The sequence below is a fragment of the Opitutus sp. genome (assembly GCA_024998815.1).
Classification (GTDB): Bacteria; Verrucomicrobiota; Verrucomicrobiia; order Opitutales; family Opitutaceae; genus Rariglobus.
Genome location: JACEUQ010000003.1, coordinates 494,432 through 512,471 on the forward strand (window position 1 = coordinate 494,432; position 18,040 = coordinate 512,471).

The 18,040-nt window shown below is 59.0% G+C and carries 17 protein-coding genes; 10 read left to right on the forward strand and 7 right to left on the reverse strand.

The genetic code is table 11. From position 1 onward, the window contains the following. Nucleotides 1-73 precede the first annotated feature (73 nt). From H2170_17165 to H2170_17190, 6 genes are all read left to right on the forward strand, one after another. Nucleotides 74-175: an AURKAIP1/COX24 domain-containing protein gene (locus H2170_17165; GenBank protein MCS6301801.1), complete on the forward strand. Its 102-nt coding sequence runs from the start codon at nt 74-76 to the stop codon at nt 173-175. Between the two features lie 268 nt (nt 176-443). After that, nucleotides 444-1,496 (forward strand): hypothetical protein, encoded by a 1,053-nt coding sequence (locus H2170_17170; protein ID MCS6301802.1) that lies wholly within the window; start codon nt 444-446, stop codon nt 1,494-1,496. Between the two features lie 115 nt (nt 1,497-1,611). Then, nucleotides 1,612-2,112 (forward strand): hypothetical protein, encoded by a 501-nt coding sequence (locus tag H2170_17175; GenBank protein ID MCS6301803.1) that lies wholly within the window; start codon nt 1,612-1,614, stop codon nt 2,110-2,112. Then, the gene (locus H2170_17180) at nt 2,109-2,672 is read left to right on the forward strand and encodes a hypothetical protein (GenBank protein MCS6301804.1); all 564 of its coding nucleotides are present in this window, start codon (nt 2,109-2,111) and stop codon (nt 2,670-2,672) included. The genes H2170_17175 and H2170_17180 overlap by 4 nt, the downstream gene beginning before the upstream one ends. Beyond that, a complete protein-coding gene (locus H2170_17185) occupies nt 2,669-3,169 on the forward strand; it encodes a hypothetical protein (GenBank protein ID MCS6301805.1) in 501 nt (166 codons plus the stop codon). Before H2170_17180 ends, H2170_17185 begins: the two co-directional genes overlap by 4 nt. Continuing rightward, on the forward strand, nt 3,166-4,830 hold the full coding sequence (locus tag H2170_17190; GenBank protein MCS6301806.1) for a hypothetical protein: 1,665 nt from the start codon (nt 3,166-3,168) through the stop codon (nt 4,828-4,830). The genes H2170_17185 and H2170_17190 overlap by 4 nt, the downstream gene beginning before the upstream one ends. 57 nt (nt 4,831-4,887) lie before the next feature. On the opposite strand, the gene H2170_17195 is transcribed toward H2170_17190, so the two are convergent. After that, nucleotides 4,888-5,499 carry a CPBP family intramembrane metalloprotease gene (locus H2170_17195; protein MCS6301807.1) on the reverse strand — a complete coding sequence of 204 codons (612 nt, stop codon included), beginning with the start codon at nt 5,497-5,499 and terminating at the stop codon, nt 4,888-4,890. 60 nt (nt 5,500-5,559) lie between these two features. Here H2170_17195 and H2170_17200 point away from each other — a divergent pair, with 60 nt between their 5' ends. From H2170_17200 to H2170_17215, 4 genes are all read left to right on the forward strand, one after another. Next, nucleotides 5,560-6,597 carry a polyprenyl synthetase family protein gene (locus H2170_17200; protein MCS6301808.1) on the forward strand — a complete coding sequence of 346 codons (1,038 nt, stop codon included), beginning with the start codon at nt 5,560-5,562 and terminating at the stop codon, nt 6,595-6,597. A gap of 36 nt (nt 6,598-6,633) precedes the next feature. Beyond that, nucleotides 6,634-7,266 (forward strand): sigma-70 family RNA polymerase sigma factor, encoded by a 633-nt coding sequence (locus tag H2170_17205; GenBank protein ID MCS6301809.1) that lies wholly within the window; start codon nt 6,634-6,636, stop codon nt 7,264-7,266. A gap of 2 nt (nt 7,267-7,268) precedes the next feature. Then, entirely contained in the window at nt 7,269-8,210 is a 942-nt protein-coding gene (locus tag H2170_17210; GenBank protein ID MCS6301810.1) for a hypothetical protein, read from the forward strand. A gap of 288 nt (nt 8,211-8,498) precedes the next feature. Beyond that, on the forward strand, nt 8,499-9,887 hold the full coding sequence (locus H2170_17215) for a class II fumarate hydratase (GenBank protein MCS6301811.1): 1,389 nt from the start codon (nt 8,499-8,501) through the stop codon (nt 9,885-9,887). A 152-nt stretch (nt 9,888-10,039) separates the two neighbouring features. On the opposite strand, the gene H2170_17220 is transcribed toward H2170_17215, so the two are convergent. The 6 genes from H2170_17220 to H2170_17245 all read right to left on the reverse strand — a co-directional run bounded on the left by H2170_17220 (nt 10,040) and on the right by H2170_17245 (nt 17,482). Continuing rightward, the gene (locus H2170_17220; protein MCS6301812.1) at nt 10,040-11,710 is read right to left on the reverse strand and encodes a fumarate hydratase; all 1,671 of its coding nucleotides are present in this window, start codon (nt 11,708-11,710) and stop codon (nt 10,040-10,042) included. A 335-nt stretch (nt 11,711-12,045) separates the two neighbouring features. Next, on the reverse strand, nt 12,046-12,960 hold the full coding sequence (locus H2170_17225; protein ID MCS6301813.1) for a prepilin peptidase: 915 nt from the start codon (nt 12,958-12,960) through the stop codon (nt 12,046-12,048). Between the two features lie 357 nt (nt 12,961-13,317). Beyond that, entirely contained in the window at nt 13,318-14,277 is a 960-nt protein-coding gene (locus H2170_17230; protein ID MCS6301814.1) for a shikimate dehydrogenase, read from the reverse strand. 87 nt (nt 14,278-14,364) lie between these two features. Continuing rightward, nucleotides 14,365-14,943, reverse strand: a complete 579-nt coding sequence (locus H2170_17235) for a hypothetical protein (GenBank protein ID MCS6301815.1) — start codon at nt 14,941-14,943, stop codon at nt 14,365-14,367. Nucleotides 14,944-15,446: 503 nt separating this feature from the next. Further along, nucleotides 15,447-16,070 carry an FKBP-type peptidyl-prolyl cis-trans isomerase gene (locus H2170_17240; protein ID MCS6301816.1) on the reverse strand — a complete coding sequence of 208 codons (624 nt, stop codon included), beginning with the start codon at nt 16,068-16,070 and terminating at the stop codon, nt 15,447-15,449. A 344-nt stretch (nt 16,071-16,414) separates the two neighbouring features. After that, on the reverse strand, nt 16,415-17,482 hold the full coding sequence (locus H2170_17245; protein ID MCS6301817.1) for an IS630 family transposase: 1,068 nt from the start codon (nt 17,480-17,482) through the stop codon (nt 16,415-16,417). Nucleotides 17,483-18,040 lie beyond the last annotated feature (558 nt).

An 18,040-nucleotide genomic window follows, 5' to 3' on the forward strand; every position in this document is an offset into this window, starting at 1 on the left:
CTTTACATGCGGCGGCGCAGGCTGTTTCTCGATCGGTTTCTACACCTTACTTTCAATCCAAACCTGACACCACATGGGTAACCTCAAAAAGAAACGCCGTCTGCAGATGAACAAGCACAAGCGCAAAAAGCGCTTGAAGTCCAATCGCCACAAGAAGCGCACTTGGCAGAAGTAAGCTTCTGCTGCTTTTTGATCCCGTCATTAACCCGCTCCGTAACCCGGCAGCGGGTTTTTTCTTGGTGGAGCTTATGCCGGTGATGCTCTGCGCGGGTTCACTGGGTGGATTTGGACGGCCGATAAAAAGCCTTGAACTCAATGAGTCGGACTCCGAGAGTCCGCGTCCCCAAAGATTAACCTAGCGCTTCGGTGTTTGAGTTAATCAATTTTGCCCGCCTGCATTTTACCTTTTCAGACTCACCCTTTCGCGCTCCACCCCTGATCGCATGTTTTTCTCAGCGAAATCTAAAGGCTTCTTTGTCGACTCGGGGGTGAACTCGGTCCTCTTGGCTCGCACTTCCAGTTCAGTTTCCCCGTTTTTGGTTGAGGACCTGATCGAATGTACCGCAGGCGATCCTGTGGCACTCGCCGAGGCGATTAGCACGATAAATCCGGCCAAGGCACCCAGTGGCTATATGCATGCCGTCTGCGGTATTACAACGCCACGTAGGGTGGTGCGGCGGGTTACCGTAGAGCCAAAGCGACTCAAGGAGCCAACCTACTTAAACGAGCTCACGGTTCAGCAATTACGAATTGAGCCGGAACAGTACGCACTTGCCGCCTTGAGCCCCTCACGCGGCACGGATTACGACATGGTTAAGTCGGTGGAGAAAGACATGGTCATCTGCGGTTTACCCAACTCAGAGCGTGGGGTTTTGCAGGATGGTCTTATCGAAGCAGGAGTATACCCAGAGGCGATGGAATTAGGCAGCGTGGCCAGCGTGGGGGCCATGATTGATTACTTGAATTTTGCCGGTATTAAAACCCCGGTCCTGATGCTAGAGGTGGAATCTCAGTCGACGAACTCCTACATTGTTTCCGCTGGTGGACTGGAGGCTGCACGGCCCATCGCCCAAGGGCTGGATTCGATGATACCCTTAGTTCAAAAGGAACTCGGGCTGAAGGATGAGGCTGCCGCACGTAAGCTCTTCCTGTCGAATGCATTTGATTTTACGGGGATGGGTTCTGTTTTGATCAAAAAGGTGATCAAGGAATTGCAGTCCTCAATAGGATTTTACGAGGTGCAGACGGGCCAATCGATCAGTCAGGTGGCGTGCACGGTGCTGCCGCCTAAATTGGCGTGGCTGGAAGTTGCAATAGCAGCGGATCTAGGTGTTACCGTTTTTAAGCCAGATATTCCGGCGTGGTTGACCGCACGGTCCATTACGCTGGCAGATCACTTGGTTCCAGCGTCACAAGATATTCGCCGTATGGGGCTTTTGGGTTTGATGGTTCGTAATAACGCCGGTCATTCTTCAGCTTCTGAAAAAACCAAGTAACAAATCATCGGAGGCGGCTACACCTTCCTGGCATCCGGACTTTAGGGTCGCGGAACGTCTGCCTGACATTAAGCCGGTCCGCACCATCTTTTTCATAAACGGCGCCGCCGTTTTGATGGCGCTTAGCTTGGCTGTATATGTGGGCTACCGGGAGGTTGCCCTGCGCTCGCTACTCGCGGAGACCGCTGCGGCTGAAACCGAAGTAGCGAACACCAAGGTTGCCAGTCGTCAAGCCGTTGAGCTATTTGGGAAATTCAAGGAGCATGAAAAGGCTATTACAGGCTTACAGCAATTTGTGGACTCCGGGAAACTGGTGGTTTCGGATTTTGTTTTGCACCTCGGGGCAATTATCCCCCCCAATATTCGGCTTAACTCTATTGATTATAAGTCGACGGGTGTGGTGCTCCGCGGGGATATAACTGGGGCTGCCGAAGAGGCCAGTGGCCTCGTTTATACTTACCTTGATGTTCTTCGGAAGGATAAGGTTATGTCTGGATTATTTGATGTGATTACCCTGACAAGTGTTGCCCGAGATGCCGGGGCAGGGCGGATGAAGTTCGAATTCGGTCTTAAGTTTAAAGGCGGCACCGCTAAAAAGGGAGGGGGCGGCAAATGAAATTTGATACACAAGTTGTGTTGGGTGCTTTAAGGCGATACCCCGTCCTTTCCACTGCGGTGCTCATTTGCATTCCTTTGACAGCGATATGCTTCTATCGAGCGGATGCGCTCATTGAACAGCAGGCTGAATTGGAGAGGTTTCAGACTGAAAGCAGCCTATACAGGGCGAATATAGCCAACTCCAGTCAGTTGCAGCAGCAGGTTAATTTTCTTGCCCAAGCTAAGGTAGCGATTGCTAAACGCGCATTTCGCGCGGAAAGCCTGCCGCTTAACTTGCAGTATTTTTATAAACTGGAGTCCGATGTTGGGATTAAATACCTCAATCTTAACCCGACCGGTCGGCCTGCTGCTGCAGCAGCTGCTAAACAAGGGGCTGGTGGTTCCTATATTCCGCTGAGTTATAGTGTCAGCGTGCAGGGTAGTTTTCATCAAATCATCACGTATCTGCGTTGTTTGGAGCAAGGTGCCTATTTTTGTCGGATCAATTCCGCTTCGGTTCTTAGTTCGGGCTCAAGCGTTACACTCAATCTTGATTTAGATTTGCTCGGAATCCAATGAAGCCGCCTGCAATCCTCTTTATGGTGATTTTGGTGCCGATTGGACTATTGGCCGATCCGGTCTCAGACCTCTTGCCGCCGCAAAAACGTACCGAGTCCTTGATACTCGCCCGTGATTTACTCACTAGCAAAGCCTTTGACGCCTCAGAAGAGACGCTTGCTGCGATGAATCCGTTTGACCCGATTCAGCCTTCAGCGCCCAACGCTGAGCCGGAGAAGGCTTCATCTCAGTCTGTGGCACCGGTGTTAGTGAGTGATCGTGAATTGCTTAAGCGGATGGCCGAAGGGGTGGTGGCCTCCGGCATGATGCAATTAGGCGACCGGACATTTTTGCTGGTCGGTAAAAAAAGGCTCAAGGTCGGTGATCGTTTAGCGGTCAATTCCGACGGGAACGCTTATGAGTTGGAAGTCAGTGGCATCGACCGCACTAGTTTTACGCTCCGCCTTAAGAACGAAGAAATAACCCGGCCAATTAAATCCCCAGTCAAAAAGCCATGAGAACACATTTAACATTATTGGCTACCTTGTCGGTTATCATTCCGGTCGTGGCCCAAGAGGCAGTGCCAGCCGCCGTTGATGCGGCTGCCCCTGTTGCTGCACCAGCAATCGTTGCGGTGCCAGTCCCTGATGCGGTGCCAGTCGTCGTTACCGCAACAGCCCCCGTTGTTGTACTGGCCGCTGCCGTCGCACCAGCAGTCGCTGCTGTACCAGCCGCCGTTGTCGCACCGGTGACGGCCACGCGAAGTAAGGATACGTCGGACGTAGATTTTCCCGACGAGGAAATCCGTGTTATCCTGCGCAACATTGCGGATCTCTACGAGTTGAACCTGGTGGTGCCCGACACGCTGCAGGGTCGCACCTCGCTGAAGTTGCATGAGGTTACTTGGCGCCAGATTTTCCAAGTCGTACTATCTCCCGTTGGCTATAGTTTTGCGGAGGATGGTAATATCATTAAAATTGTCAGCTTGGACATGCTGGCGCAGGAGCCGTTTGTTACCCAAAGTGTGATTTTGGATAATGTAGCCGCGGGCAGCATTGAGCCCTTGGTTAAATCCAATCTGTCGCCCGCCCAAGCAGCCACGGCTACGGCTCCTGGGGTTGCCGGTGGGACCATTGTCTTGAACTCATTAGCTAACGAGTTGATTATTACGGATAAATCGGCGGTGGTTAAGCGCATCATTGATACCGTAAAGCGCTTGGATTCGGAGCCGCGCCAAGTGGTCATTGAGACCAAGTTTATTGAGCTACAAAAAGACCAGAGTAAGGACCTCGGAGTGAAATTGGCCGGAAAGAAAAACATTGGGCAAGGTTCTTCTAAGGCTGATGGCGGGTTGAATACTCTTGGTCAGGGGATCGGGGGAATTAGCACCTCAGCAGTCGGGACAGGAACGTTTAATGCGGTTTTGAGTGGGTCTGATTATACCGCTTTTTTATCAGCTGTGGATACACTCACGGGGGCTCGGCTAATTTCAAGTCCCACCATTGTTGCGATAAATGGGAGCAAGTCCGAGATTACGGTCGGTACGAACCGTCAGACTGTAACTGCAACGCAAACGGCTCCTACCGGCGGTGGCACACCCACGGTAACTTTTGCGGCAGGTGAGAAGATTTTTGAAGGTGTGAAGTTGGATGTGACGCCGCAAATCACTAGTAGTAAATTGGTTTCACTTAAGTTGGAGACCGAAAAAAGCAAGGCCAATGCCGTCGCAGGCGATTTTGGCGGTCAGAAGTTTTTCGATGTGGATACGCGGAAGGGGTCGTTGAATATGATTTTGCGGGATGGGCAGACGGCAGCCATTGGCGGTTTGATGGATTCGAATGATAATAACGCAGCGAGCAAGGTGCCCTTCTTGGGTGATATTCCGGTGTTGGGGTGGTTATTTAAATCTACGGCCGCTCGGAAGATTGATACGAATCTTATAATATTTATTACCGCCACCATTCTGGAGCCTAGCAAGACCACCTATACTAGTATTGCAACCAAGACTCAGCTCAACGAACTTAATATAACGGATCGGGATATTCAGGGTGTTCGCTATCAGGCCAGTGATGAGGAAAAGCGGTTGTACGCCGAGGCTGATGCCATGCGCAAGGCTAGGCAAGACGCTGAAATTCAGGGCGCGCTTAAGGAGCAAACTAAGAAACCCAAGGCCAAGTAGCCATTTGTTATAATCTATTCTGTTTTTGGGCCCTCCTTCGCAGGAGGGCCCTTTTTTTTACCACCAGCCAACAACGAAGCCGCCGGCGGCTTTGATTATAATAACGCCGATATTCTTGGTCGCGTGGGCTACGATACACGGGATCAGCGAGCGCTGCGGATTAAAGCCGGCGAAGCGCACACTATAAAACCAGAGCGAGCTGATAAAAACCACGGCGGTGCTGAACCACCCTTTTGCCGTAAAGGTCCATGCGAAGGTGTCGGCTTCCCAGCTCCATAAAAACGGGTGTATCCCTGCAAAGACCACCGACGCCCCCCCGATTCCCGCCCATAGGCGGACGTGGCCTTTTCCCTCGATCACTAAAAAGCCGCGAAACATTAGCTCCTCCAAAAAGGCGGCGATCAGCGTGTAGGCTCCGAATAACACAGTGATCTTGGACTGCTGTTCACTCAGGCCGAGGTGGATCTCGCCCCAAGTTTCGGCAGCGAGGATCAAAAGCGCGCCGGCGGCGGCGATGATGTTCGCCCGTAAAGGCGCCGCGGTGGCCCCAGGTAGGGGGCGCGGGTTGGGTTGGCCGGCTTGCTGCGCACGGTAATCCTGTCGCCACAGATTCAGGGTATAACCGCCGGCGGCGATCAGCAGGGCAAGCAGGATGGGGTCGTCGTTCATTGAATCGAATGAGTTATTGATTAGCCAAGCGGGCGTCGAGTCGTAGCGTGGGCGGTGAAAATGTCCGCCTCGAATCTTAATTCTCCCGCCCAATCCACCACGCAGGATTTCGCCACGGTCTTTGCCCGCCTCAAGCCGCAGATGCGCACCTTGGATGTTTATTTGCGCGGCGAGGTCGCGGCGTTTGAGCCGGAGATCCGCGAGATGGCCGATTACTGCATCGATACCTCGGGCAAGCGGATCCGCCCTGCCTTGGTGTTTTTGAGCGGCTGGAACGGCTCCGATCAGCCGTCGCCCGAGCTGGTGCGGGTTGCCGCGGTGGTTGAGCTCGTGCATTTGGCCACGCTGGTCCACGACGACATCATGGATGGAGCCGATATGCGCCGCAGTCGGCGGACTGCCGCGCGCCAATACGGACCGGAGGCGGCGGTGTTGTTGGGCGATGCGCTTTTTGCCCATGCATTGCATCTGGCCTCGCAGTTTCCCACCACCGAGGTGTGCCACGCGGTGTCGGACTCGACGCGCAAAGTCTGCGCTGGCGAGATCGTGCAAACCCTGCGGCGTGGCACCACCAACATCACGCGGGAGGATTACTTCAGGGTGATCGATTTGAAGACCGCCGAGCTGTTCCGCATTTCGTGCTTTCTCGGTGGCAAGTTGGGTGGTTTTCCTACGCCTTTTGTCGAGGCGGCCAGCCATTTCGGCCGTCACCTCGGTAGCGCTTACCAAATTTACGACGACCTGGCGGATTTCTTTGGTCAGGAAAAGAGCATCGGCAAAACCCTCGGCACCGATTTGCAGAGCGGAAAAGTCACCCTGCCGCTGCTCGTGTTGTTGGACCGCTTGGCGGCCGATGAGCGCGCCGTCTTGGTCGACGAAATTTTGCGCCGGCGTGAGGCCGACCTGCCGGCGCGCCTCCGCCAAATGGGTGAACTGGGCGTGTTTGCCGCGGTTGCCGCCGAGGTTGAGGCGGAGTTGGCCAAGGCGGAGGCGGCGCTCGCCCCGCATGCCGCGTTGGCCCCGGTGCCCTTGTTGTTGCAACTCTGCGACACGCTGCGTTCCCAAGTGCTAAGTTTGCAGGTGCCGGCCAAAATCTAGGGGTTAACTTCGCGTTAAGTTAGCCGCCATTCGCCTATGAATCCCGCCGCCAAACTGCTCACCAAGACGCTGGTGGCGTCGCCGGAGCGGCAGATCGAGGCTGCGTGGGATTGGACGGTGGTGCAGCAGGTGCAGGCCGGCGATGTGGCGGCCTTTGATCAACTCATCCTCAAATACCGCGAACGCGTGTATGCGATGGTTTATCACATGACCTCCAACCGCGAGGATGCAGCCGATCTCGCCCAGGATGCCTTCATCAAGGCGTTTCAGTCCATCCACCGCTTTCAGGGGCAGTCGGCCTTCTACACCTGGCTGTATCGCATCGCCTTGAACGGGGCGCTCAGCCACATCCGGCGCAATAAACTCCGCTCGTTTTTCAGCTTCGACAAAATCCAAGAGGACCCGGCCGTGGCAGAGGTGCTCAGCCAGTTGACTGATAAAAAGGATGTGCCGCGTGAGGTGTTTGTGGGCGAGCTTCAGGAGAAATTGAACGAAGCGATGATGAAATTGTCTATCCCCCACAGAACCGTGGTCACTTTATTCGAAATCGACGGCCTCAGTCATGAGGAAATCGGCGCCATCATGCACTGCTCGGTGGGAACCGTGCGGTCGCGGCTGCATTACGCGAAACAGTTTTTACAGGCGGAGCTCCACGCCTACGTCCAATAAATATGACTACACCTGAACCCAGCGAATCCGGCAAAGTAAGCCTCGGGGAATTGTTGCGGCTCAAACGCGCCGAAAGGCCCGAGCCCGAGTTCTGGGCCCGCTTCGAGCAGGATCTGCGCGCTAAACAATTAGCGGCGATCGTAGAAAAACGCCCGTGGTGGGTGGCGCTTCGTCTTCCGCTGGCCACGCGCGCACTGTCGCGGTGGACGGTGCAACTGCCACTGGGGGCCGCCGCTGTGCTGGTGCTAAGTTTTGTCGTGGTGCGCGAAGACCATCCGCACGCCGCCGTCGTCGCGCCGGCGGCACGGGCCGAGGTCAGGGTTGCAACCGCCACCATCTTGCTGCCGCAACGCGCACCCGAGGTGCCGGCTGTGGTGGCTCAGCAGTCGGTCGCGGCGCCTGTGTCTGAACCGCTGGCTGACGTTGGGGCCGGCCTTGCCTCTGGGGTTTCTCCTAAATCCGAGGTTGCGCTTACGCAGGAGTCGGCAGCGGTGTCGGCGGTAGCGGTGGTCGCCACAGTTGCACCGGCTGACCCCGCTGCCGAAGTTGGCTTAACCTTGGCGGCGGCGCCGGGCGTGGTGCGCGAGTTAACCGCTTCGCCTGTGAGTGGAGTCGAGTTGTCGCCTGTCGCGTTTGAGGTCGCCGCCACGGCGGAGTCCGGGCAGGGCTTCGACACCGGTTTCGAAAACGAGGGACTCTCCGCTAAGTTTGCGCAGATAAGGGCTGAGGTGGGCGCGAGCCGCGCGACACCGACCTCGCCACGCGAGGTGCGCCGGGGGCGTATTCTCGCGAGTCTGGTGCTGGCGGATAATTCCACCGAAGCGCACCGGTTAAATTCAGGTTATGCCCGCGAGGTTCTGGCGAGGCCGTTGGGCGATGAACCGGCTTACGATGGCCTGAGCCGCATCGGCATGGGTGGTGACCGGCTTACGCTCAAGTTTTAAGCCGCACGGTGCGTGGCCCTGAGCGTGAGCTCAGGGTGTTTTCGGAATCGAGAATGAGTAGGAGTCGGAGAACGAGAATGATTGCGGAGGGAGGAGGGCGGAGAACGTTCAACATCCAACATTGAACATCCAACGTTCAACTCGGAGTGCAGAGGGGGGTGGTGTGGGCGGTTGAATGTTCAATGTTGAGTGTTGAACGTTCTCCGGCTCCCGCCGGCGCCGTTGTTTCTTTGCTCTAGAAGTGCGGGCGGCTTTTGCGTTAAGGGTCGGTTCAGGTTATCTTCTCCGATGAGAACTGAAACCGATTCGATGGGGGCGATGAGCCTACCCGAGGATGCCCTTTATGGTGCCTCAACGCAGCGCGCGGTGCTCAATTTTCCGATCAGCGGCCGCCCCATGCCCGCTGGGTTTATCTGTGGACTGGGTCGGGTGAAGAGCGCCTGCGCGCGCGCCAACGAGGAGCTCGGGCGCCTTTCCGCCGCCAAGAGCGGGATGATCCAGCAAGCCGCGCGTGAGGTGGCCGATGGCAAACTTAACGCCCACTTCCCCGTCGACGTTTTCCAGACCGGTTCGGGGACCTCGACGAACATGAACGTCAACGAGGTGATCGCCAACCGGGTGAGCCAGCTCGCCGGGATGCCCGTTGGGTCGCGAAAACCCGTCCACCCCAACGACGACGTCAACCTCGGCCAGTCGTCCAACGACATCATTCCTACCGCCCTGCACTTAAGCGTGGCGCTGGGGTTGGCGCAGGCGTTGAGGCCGGCGTTGCTGCACCTGCATGCATCGCTGGCGAACCGGGCGGGGGCCTTCGCCTCGGTTATCAAGATCGGGCGTACGCACCTCATGGACGCCACTCCGGTCAGGCTCGGCCAGGAGTTTTCGGGTTATGTCCGGCAAATCGAAAAATCGGTCGAGCGCACCGACAAAGCGATCGCCGCGTTGCGCGAGTTGGCTGTGGGGGGCACGGCCGTGGGCACGGGTATCAACGGGCACCCTGAGTTTGCCGGCAAGGTGGTGCGCATCTTGAAGGAGGAGACCGGAATCGCTTTCGTTGAGGCGCGCGATCACTTCGAGGCGCAGTCGGCACGCGACGACGCCGTGGAGGTCGCCGGACACCTAGCGACGATCGCCGGCAGCCTGACCAAGATTGCCAACGACATCCGACTGCTCGGGTCGGGGCCGCGTAGCGGATTGGGGGAACTGCGCCTGCCGGCCACGCAGCCGGGCTCCTCGATCATGCCGGGTAAGGTAAATCCGGTGATGTGCGAGATGTTGGTGCAGAGCTGCATCTATACGCAGGGACTGTGTCAGATGGTGGTGGTCTGCGGACGCGATGGGCAACTCGAACTCAACGCCACGATTCCCCTCGTCGCCTATGCCTTGCACGAGGCGATTCAGGTGCTGTCGTCGGCGGCCCGCCAGTTTGCCGGAGCGTGTGTGGCGGGACTCGAAGTGGACGAGGCGCGCTGCCGGGAGTTGGTGGCGCGTTCGCTGATGCTCGTGACCGCGCTCAACCCGTACATCGGTTACGATGCGGCGGCGTCGGTGGCTAAGGAGGCGCTGGTCACCGGCAAGACGTTGCGTGAGGTGGTGCTGGCGAAAGGATTGATGTCGGCGCCATCGCTCGATGCCGCGCTGGATCCGGCGCATATGCTGCGACCGGGCGACGGTTGAGGTGCGAGTCGGTGGGGCGGGGGTGGGTGGTGGCTGGGCGCACGCCGCGACGCGAGTATCCTTGAGCTCACGCTCAAGGCCACGGGAGGCGGGGGGCCCAGAGGCTACGCGTTGCCGTCCCAGAGGTTCGCCCCCGCCTCACTTCGTTGACATTACGCTTTGGCTTTATCGGCCGCTGCGGTGACGCCGCCCGGTAGGCACGCGCCGCAGCCACTGGCGAAGAAGTCGTTGCCCTTGGCGTCCACCAAAATGAACGCCGGGAAATCCACCACTTCGATCTTCCACACCGCTTCCATGCCTAGCTCGGGGTACTCCAACACCTCGACTTTTTTGATGTTCTCCTTGGCCAAGATCGCCGCCGGGCCGCCGATGCTGCCGAGATAGAATCCGCCGTGCGCTTTGCAGGCAGCGGTCACCGCCGGGCTGCGGTTGCCTTTGGCCAGCATCACCATCGAGCCACCGAGCGACTGGAATAGGTCAACATAGCTGTCCATCCGGCCGGCCGTGGTCGGGCCGAAACTGCCGCTGGCGTAACCTTTCGGCGTTTTGGCCGGACCGGCGTAATAAACCGGGTGGTTTTTGAAATAATCGGGCAGCCCCTGGCCGGCGTCGACGCGCTCCTTGAGCTTGGCGTGGGCGATGTCGCGCGCCACCACCAGCGGGCCGGTGAGCAACACGCGCGTCGTCACCGGGTGTTTGCCCAATTCGGCGAGGATGGCGGACATCGGCTGGTTCAGGTCGATGCGCACCACCTTGTCGTCCTTGAGGGTGCGCTGGGCCGCGGGGATGAAGCGGCCGGGGTTGGTTTCCATCTTTTCCAGCCAGATGCCGTCCTTGTTGATCTTGGCCTTGATGTTGCGGTCGGCTGAGCAGGAAACGCCCAAGCCCACCGGGCAACTCGCACCGTGGCGGGGCAGGCGGATCACGCGCACGTCGAGGGCGAAATACTTGCCGCCGAACTGCGCGCCGATGCCACTTTGCTGGGCGATTTTGAGGACGAGTTTTTCGGTCTCAAGGCAGCGGAACGCGCGGCCCTCGGTGTTGCCCGAGGTGGGCAGGTGGTCGAGGTATTTGGCCGAGGCGAGTTTTACGGTTTTGAGGCAGGCCTCGGCGCTGGTGCCGCCGATGACAAGCGCAAGGTGGTAGGGCGGGCAGGCCGACGTGCCGAGGTAGGAGAGTTTGTCGGTGACGAACTTTTCGAGGCCCTTGGGGTTGAGCAGCGCCTTGGTTTCCTGGAACAGGAAGGTCTTGTTGGCCGAGCCGCCGCCCTTGGCGACAAAGAGGAATTTGTAGTCGGCGCCTTCGGTGGCGTAGAGGTCGATCTGCGCCGGCAGGTTGGTGCCGGTGTTAACCTCGGTGAACATGTCGAGCGGCGCGGTTTGCGAATAGCGCAGGTTTTCCTGGGTGTAGCACTCGTAGATGCCCTTGGAGATGAACTCGGCGTCGTTGGCGCCAGTCCAGACCTGCTGGCCTTTTTTGGCGACGACGGTGGCGGTGCCGGTGTCTTGGCAGAACGGCAAAATGCCCTCGGCGGCGATCTCGGCGTTTTTGAGCAACGTGGTGGCGACGTAGCGGTCGTTGGCCGAGGCCTCGGGGTCGTCCAAAATGGCGGCGACCTGGGCGAGGTGCTTGGGCCGGAGTAAAAACGAGGTGTCGCGCATGGCCTGTTGGGCGACGTACGCCAACACCTCGGGTTCGATCTTGAGGATCTCGCGACCCTCGAAGGTCGTGGTCGAGACGCCTTCTTTGGAGAGGAGGCGATATTCGGTGTCGTCGGGGCCGAGCGGGAACGGATCTTGGTAAGTAAACGCGGGCGTAGCCATGGCGACAATTAGCCATAGGCCTGGGGCGGGGGACGACGAAAAACAGCCGCCTGCGTAAAAATTACCAAAAATTGCGCCGGTCGCCGGGGATGAGCTAGGAGCTGTGAGCTAGGAGCTGTGAGCTTGGAGCTAGGAGCTGTGAGCTAGGAGCTGTGAGCTTGGAGCTAGGAGCTGTGAGCTTGGAGCTGTGAGCTTGGAGCTAGGAGCTGTGAGCTTGGAGCTGTGAGCTTGGAGCTAGGAGCTGTGAGCTTGGAGCTATGAGCTGTGAGCTGTTAGCTGTGAGCTCCAAGCTCCAAGCTCCAAGCTCCAAGCTCCAAGCTCCAAGCTCAACCCACTCACTGCACGATCGCGGCGAGTTCGGCAAAGTACTCGTTCATCCAGGTCGTGAAGTAGAAGAAGTGGAGCAGTCCGGCGATGGCCAGCATAGGGCCGAAGGGAATTTGCACGCCCATGCCGAGCTCGGCGGCCTCGCCTTCCGCAGTCTCGGCGCGTGGGGCGACCGTCACTTTGTCGCCGAAACATTTCTTCCAGAGCATCGCCAGGCCGATCCAGATCGTGCCGATCACCGCGCCACCAAAAATTGCGAACACGGCACCTTGCCAGCCGGTGAACGCACCGATCGCTCCCACGAATTTCACGTCGCCGAAGCCCATCGCCTCCTTGCGTAGCAATGCCTCCGCGACCAGTGCGATCCAGAGTACCAGCCCGGAGCCGATGAGCAGGCCTTGAAGCGAGATCAGGCCGGAGTGCAGCGCGTTAACGACAAAAATGCCGTCGTTTTGCCCATGTAGCGCGGGCACGAATACCGACAGCACCACGCCGACTACACCGAGTCCGATCGTGAAGGTGTCGGGGATGATCATGTGATCGAGGTCGATGAACAGCGCGCAGATCAGGCAGGCAACAAAGAGCATGCCGCACAGCGCCTTGGCCGGCGGAAACATCAGCCAGCTGGTGGCAAAAAGCGCGGCGGTGAGCAGCTCGACAAAGGCGTAACGAAACGAATATGCGCGGCCGCAGCAGCGTGCTTTGCCTCGCAGCAGAAACCAGCTGGCCACCGGAATGTTATCGCGCCACTGAATGGGCGTGCCGCAGGCGCAGTGCGAACCGGGCGTGACGATGGATTTATCCAAGGGAACCCGGTAAATCACGACGTTGAGAAAGCTGCCGACAATCGCGCCAAACACACCCGCGGCGATCGGGAAAAATAGGGGGAATGCGTCAGCAAATGCGGCGTAATCGAAGGTCATACGGAAGGTGGGATCGGGATCGAAAAAACAGGTGCTAAAAAAGCGGGAGAGGCGAAAAAGCGGTGGTGGCGGGGGGGCGCGGTGGATTGAGCGCGTCGTTGCTTATACTCATTAGCGTTCAAGTTGAGGTTTTACGGAATCCTTGAGCTCACGCTCAAGGCCACACGCTTCGCGAGCACACTCATCGTAAGCACACGCTTCGCGAAGGCACTCATCGTAAGCACATGCTTCGCGAAGACACTCCTTGTGGCCTTGAGCGTGAGCTCAGGGTGTTTCCCCACAGGTATCCGCTCCCCAAAAACCAGATTAATTAAACTCATCTTGAACGCGAATGGGGGTTAGGCGTGAGCCCAGGGCTCAGCGGGCGGCGAGGGCCGCAGTGACGGCCGCGTGCATGGCGGGTACGGGTGCGGCGGCCTCGCTCCAGATTTGCAGGGCGCGTGCGCCTTGGTGAACCAGCATGGAAAGGCCGTTGGCGGCGGGCAGGCCGAGGGCGCGGGCCTGGGCGAGCAGCGCGGTTTCGGACGGATTGTAGATCATGTCGTAAACGCCAGCCGGACGTGCGCGGGCGACCAAGGCGGCGAGGTCAATGGGCAACGGGTCGCTCGGCTTGAGCCCGGCGCTGGTGGCGTTGATGACGAGCGCGCCGACGGGGGGCTGGGGCGCGGTGACGAGACTACCTGTGCCAGTCGCGCTGCCGAGCGCACCCGGCGCGGCCGGGTCGAAGCCGTGGAGCGGGATGCCGTTGGCCAGCGGGGCCAGTTGGGCGAGGAGCGCGTCGAGGGTGGCGTGGGTGCGGTTGGCAATCCACAGGCCGGCGCAGCCACGCTGGAGGCATTCGACGGCCGCCCCGCGTGCCGCGCCGCCCGCACCGAGCAGGATGACGGGTGTGCCGGCCAGCTCGACGCCCAGGTTTTCACGGATGGCGGAGGCCAGCCCGTAGCCGTCGGTGTTGTAACCGTGCCAGCCTTGGGCGGTGCGGCGCAGGGTGTTAACCGCGCCGATGGGGCGAACCGCCGGGTCGAGTGAGGCGATGCGGTCGAACGCCAGGATCTTGTGCGGGAGGGTGAGGTTCAGGCCGAGAAACCCGCAGGCGTGGAGTTTTTCCAGGGCGAGGGGCAGGTCGTCGGGCGCGATGTCGAAGCGTACATAACGCCACGAGGCAAAGCGCGGGTCGCTTTGGGCCATGCTCGCGAGCGCGGCGTTGTGCATCTGCGGGCTCAGCGAGTGCTTGATGGGATGGCCGAGCACGGCGAGCGTGGTGCCGGTCGGGCGCCAGGAATCGAGGTCGGCGAGCGTGTAGATTGGGTCGGACATTCTTTCCTCTTTATCTTAATCGTTATCGTTATTCCCCGCAGCCTTTCAGGGAGAAAGCGGAAAGAGAAAGAGGAAAGAGAAAGATTCTCACGGCTGGGAGTTGCGCTCGTAGGCCGCCTCAAATTCTTCCACGAAACCGGCGAAGAGCAGGGCCCGCTCGGAGTCGCCGGCAGCGGTGTAGTGGTTAACCAGATTGCGGCAACACCGGCAGAGCACCTCGCGCACCGGGGTGGGTGCGAGATCGGACATTTTGGGCGCGCCCGCACCGGTTTTGATCAGCGCAAAGACATCCGCCGTGGAGCGAAAGGCGCCCTGCTCGAAGGGATCGATAAACAGCGGTGCATCCTCGTGGTAGCAGCCGACCAAAAAGTGGCCGGGGAGGCCGACCGGTTCTAGGTCGAGGCCGAGGCGTTGGGCGACGAGCAGGTAGACCAAGCACAAGGAAATCGGGATGCCCTTGTGGCGCTCAAGCACCAGGGGCAGGAAGCTGTTGAGTGGGTCGGTGTAGTGCTCCACGTTGCCGCGAAACCCGTTTTCGTGAAACAGCACGCGGTTGAGAATGCGGCATTTCTCGCGCACCGAAATCGGCTCGGCGATGAGCTCGCGGCAGCGGGCGGCGAGGTCGTCGAGACGCTGGCAACTCAGGCCCACGTCGAGGTCGGGCATCACGGTGCGCGCCAGCAGCAGCGAGCCGGTTTCCAGCTCGTAGTTGAGCGAGCGAATGAAGTCGCGAAATTCGCTGACTGGGTCGGTGAATTTGAGTTCGTCGAGGTAGCTGCGGGCGTGGCCGGCGAGCAGGCGGCTGCCGCCGTTGGCGAGGCCTTCGAGGAAGACGCGCGCGGGTTCTCCTTGGGCAGTGAAATGGGCGAGCAGGGCTTTGCGGACGGCGGGGCAGGGGTCGTCGAGCAACGCCAGCACTGCTTCGCGGGAGCCGAGGCTGAGGGGTGCGTTTTCCACGCGCAGATTCCAACGCTGCCGCCCCGCGCTGGCAATGGGGAAAGCCGGTCCTTGCTGACTGGGTGTGCCCCACTGCCTAGAGGTGTGGACACCTCTTTGGTAGTGCTATACGGTGCTTCAGCCCGCCTCGGCGATTGTAGGTGGGAATCCGTTCCAAACCTGCGGGCTAAAGCGCTACCTCAGAGCTCAATTGGCCGGGACGGCCAATTTGCTTACTTGATCGAGATCAACTCGACTTCGAAAATCAGCACCGAACCTGCGGGAATCGGCCCCTGCGTGCGGTTGCCGTAGCCGAGCTCGGCCGGGATAACCAGTTTCCACTTGGAGCCGACCGCCATCAACTGCAGCGCCTCAACCCAACCGGGGATGACGCCACCCACGGGAAACGAAATCGTCTCGCCGCGCGTCACCGAGCTATCGAACACGGTGCCGTCCACCAACGTGCCGTGGTAATGCACCTCGACGGTCTGGTCGGCCGTGGGTTTGGCACCGGTGCCGGCCTTCAGCACCTCGTATTGCAGGCCGGACTCGGTCACGACGACACCGGCGCGGGCGCGGTTTTCGTTGAGGAACATTTTGCCGATCTGCGCGCCCTCGGCGGCACCGGCAGCGGCCTCGGCCTCGATCTTGGTCTGCACCTCGGAAAAGGCGGCGCGCAGGTCGTCCTCGGACACGCGCGGTTGGGCGCCATTGAGGCCGTCTTGGAGGCCGATGATGAACGCGGATAAGTCGATTTCGACTCCACCCTGACGGGCGATGTTGCTGCCCACGTTGAGGGCGATGCCGTAGCTGACGCGCTGATCGAGCGTCTCAAAGGTGTTTTCAGAAGAGGACATGAAGGAGGTGTTTGGCGGGTTGTGCTACGAAGGACGAACCCGAGGTGGTCGCCTTCAAAATAACGCGGCAAACACAGTGACTTGTCCCCACCAGGGCAACCCTGTTTCGATCCTATTTGCCATGTAAGTGAGGGGGGATTCGGCCACCTCCGATCCCTGTAGCGTTGGCCGTCCCCGGCCAAGTTGCCTCCCATCCTCTCTCCCTGGCCGAGGACGGCCAAAACTACAGCCGGAAACACCTCAAACCAAGGCAGTTTGGCCGCGAAAGATCGCAAGGAGCGCAAAGAACTGCCCCTCCTTGACCTTCATTCGATTGTGGCAAAACTCCCAGACGCCCCTAGTGCTTAATTGCGTAGATTAATGATAGTATTTCTGAGTTGGCTTCCCTTGACCTCGCGCTTGCGCCACTTGAACGGCTTGGCATTGGGCAGGTAGGCGGCGACGAAAGCGTCAATGGCCTGACTAAGTTCGGCGACGCTTCTGAAGTTCGCGCCCCGTAGCGCCTTCCTTGTTAGTATGCCGAACCAGATTTCAACTTGATTGAGCCAACTCGCCGAGGTTGGGGTAAAGTGGAAGTGGACATTGGGGTGCCGAGCGAGCCAAGCGTCGCACTTTTTGTGGGTGCAATAATTATCCAAAATCACGTGGAGTTCTCTCTCGGGCGGGTGATCCGCCACCACTTGGTCCATGAACAGCAGGAACTCCTCCCGGCGCTTAAGGGTGGTTTTCTGCGTCTTGATCAAGCCCGTGGCCACATCAAGGGCAGCGAACAAGTTGAGTGTACCGTGGCGCTTGTAGGTGCTTTTGAGTCCCTGGACGATTTTACCATTGTCGGTCTCCACGTAACCGGTGGCGCGCTCTAGGGCTTGGATGCCAGGCTTTTCATCCACACTTATCACCAATGCCTTTTCCGGTGGGCTCAGGTAGAGCCCGACGATATCGGCTGCCTTGGCTGCGAACTGCTTGTCAGTGCTCACGCACCACGAGCGCTGGCGCTGCAGGCAAATGCCCTCCTTGCGCAGCACTCGCCAGACCGCGTGCACCGAGCCGCCGAGCACACGGGCCACCGCTGGACCATCCCAGCGCGCCTGCCCCGGAGGGGGTGGCCCTTCCAATAAAGCCAGCACCCGATCTCGAAAGTCCTCACCGTAGGTGCGCTTCGCGCCCGGCCGTGCCGCATCATCCAGCCCCTTCATGCCAAGCAGCACAAAGCGATCCCTCCACTTTATTACGGTGTTCGGCCTGGTGTTGCAGCGGCGCGCCACCTCTTGCACCTGCTCGCCACTCACGCACCCAAGGATCATCCGGGCGCGCTCAACTCGCTGCCTCGACTCAATCCGGCTGGTTGCCCGTTTTTCTAGGGATTGCTGATCCCCCTCGCTACAAGTGATTCGCACGGCTTTTCGTCCCATCTACAAAGCGGATACAATATCACTTATTATTGCAAGTAAGCACTAGCAATGAGCACCAAGCCCACTAAACGGACCCCAGCAGTTGCGCCGAGTAAGGGAACCGTCGTGGCCGCTTCCGCAAGGACTGCGTGCAACACGCATACCCGCGAGCAGCGCGAGGCAGGCGTAAATCGAGCCATGAGCATCATCTACGGAAGTGCCAGTGCTGCCTCCTCTCCGGTCAAACCCTCGGTGTAACTACCCTGAGACGCCAAGGCAGTTTAGCCGATAAACTGGGCATCGATTAGGCCGGCTCGTTTTTTGCGTGATTTCGCGCTTTTTGCGGTTAACCGGCTTGGTGTATTAAAGCTTTTTGGAACCCACCTGTGACGAAGCTCAACACACCTGCTGCGAAGCCCAACACATGAGTCGCGAACGCCAGCCGACGTGTTGCAAAGCTCATCACACGTGCGCCAAAGCCCAACACACCTACGCCGAAGCCCAACACACCTGTGCAGAACGCCAACACACCCGTTGCAACGGCCAACACACGTGTCGCGATGGCCAACGCACCTGTGG